The 1,866-nt window shown below is 45.5% G+C and carries 1 protein-coding gene; it reads right to left on the minus strand.

Going from position 1 to position 1,866, the window contains the following annotated elements; translation table 11 throughout:
* A partial coding sequence (locus JN11_RS24270; RefSeq protein ID WP_211360904.1) for a DUF6443 domain-containing protein occupies positions 1 to 1,866 on the minus strand: 1,866 nt, incomplete at both ends.

Here is a 1,866-nt window from a genome sequence, read left to right on the forward strand (position 1 = left end):
TGTAATGGATTCCCACGTTTGCGTTTTACGTTCTACCTGATCATATTTGTAATTATTAACAATAGTTGCATTAAGTGTGGAGGCTGTATTGTTGGTATTTTTACCATAATTCTGCCTGGTGGTACTGCTTAATTCATGAACAAAATCAGGATAATCGTAAGCGTTGGTAATAACGTCATAGTTATTTGGGCTTAGTACTCCACCCAAATAATGTTGTGCATAAGTTTGCGTTGCCCTGCCCAGGTCGTCATAATATTGCACATCCCATAGCATATCAAGGGTGGTATTATTTATCGTATTCAGTACCGCCATTTTTGATGCTGTGAGCAAACCCTTTGTCATGTTACTATACACAGTTGGTGCAACTGCTGTTGCTGGTTGCCCCTGAAAGGTATAATTATCATAATAATTTACCTTCAGCAATATTTGATTGTTACCCCAGGGGAATGCTGTATCCGTATAGCCCTGTATTCCATTTACGGTAGTGGGCACTTCCCATTGGCCAACAGTATCAGTCAAGGTTATCATATTGGTTACATAACTTTGCAGCGGAGCCCTTGAACTCGTGTCTTTTGTTATCCCCGTAATAATCACCCTCCCCAGTGCATCGTGCTTGGTAAATTCCCACTGCCCGGCATTGCGTTCATTCGCATCACGTTGATAGAGCAGCTGATCCAACTGGTTATAAACCATTTCTTCCACTCCTTTGCCTGGCAGCTTTTTGGTCATCTGCCTGTTACGGCCATCATAGCCGTACTGGTAGCATAGGTTGTTCAGGGTTGCCTGTGAAGGCAGTCCAGCGTCTGCTCCCGATAAGGGAGGCAGCACGAAAGCCAGATTACCGAGGTCATCATAAACGTAATAGGTAGACAATACCTGAAATATAGGTGATGTACCTGCTATATAATTATAAGTGCGTTTCAGTACTATACGCCCTTCTTTGTCTTTATATTCTTCTGTGGAGCCGCCTCTCCCGCTTGTCCAATTTTCATCATAACTCACGGTTACATACAGTTGCCCTGCGGCATAATAAGCCGCTGCACCGCTGCCCTGCGTTAGCGTTCGGCTACCATCACTGTTAACGGTAACCCTATAAAGGGCTACATAATAGCTATTTGTGGTATCTGTAAGTGGGGTGGTATTATTGTTTGTATAAACTATTTTTACGGTGCGCCCGGTTGTACTACCTGCTACAGGTTGCCAATCGGCACCTGGCGCTCCCTGTTCAACTACCCGGTTTAACGGCGAGGGCTCATAAACCGTTGTTGCCTGTGCATCCTGACCCGGCATCTGTACCACACCCGGTGCACTCCAACTTGCAGATGTGGGGTTAGTATAAAAAGCAGGCTGATCAGTTAAAGCTGTCGCTTTATAACTTCCATCTCCAACCGTGGCTGCACTGTAGTGCAGGTATTTGTTTACCTCTCTGCTAAACTCGTCATAGGCAATTGGTTGTACGATATCTCTGGCCGTTGGAGAGCCTTTTACTTGTACATTTTGCATGGGCCTACCCAGCCCGTCAAAATACTGAATACCGATCTCTACCTGGTTCATGTCACCGCTTGCCGTGTTTAAAGCGGCATTGTTAGTGATAGCCGGTACCCTTGGCGTAAAGGTTATAATATAGTTCAGGTTTTGGCTGGGATTAAAACCGGCAGGAGGGTTTACTGCCAAATATAAAGGTGTTGTAGGTGCTCCGGAAAGATTTCTTGCAATAACCGAATAGTTTGTCGAGGCTGAAACCACAGTGGGTGTTCCGCTGATACTGCCGGAAATCCGGTCAAATACCAACCCGGTGGGGAGTGCCGGGCTAATGCTATAGCCACCCAATATAATCTCCCGGATATTATCATTCCCCCAATCTGG

Source organism: Mucilaginibacter frigoritolerans, from assembly GCF_007830615.1.
GTDB classification, from domain to species: Bacteria; Bacteroidota; Bacteroidia; order Sphingobacteriales; family Sphingobacteriaceae; genus Mucilaginibacter; species Mucilaginibacter frigoritolerans.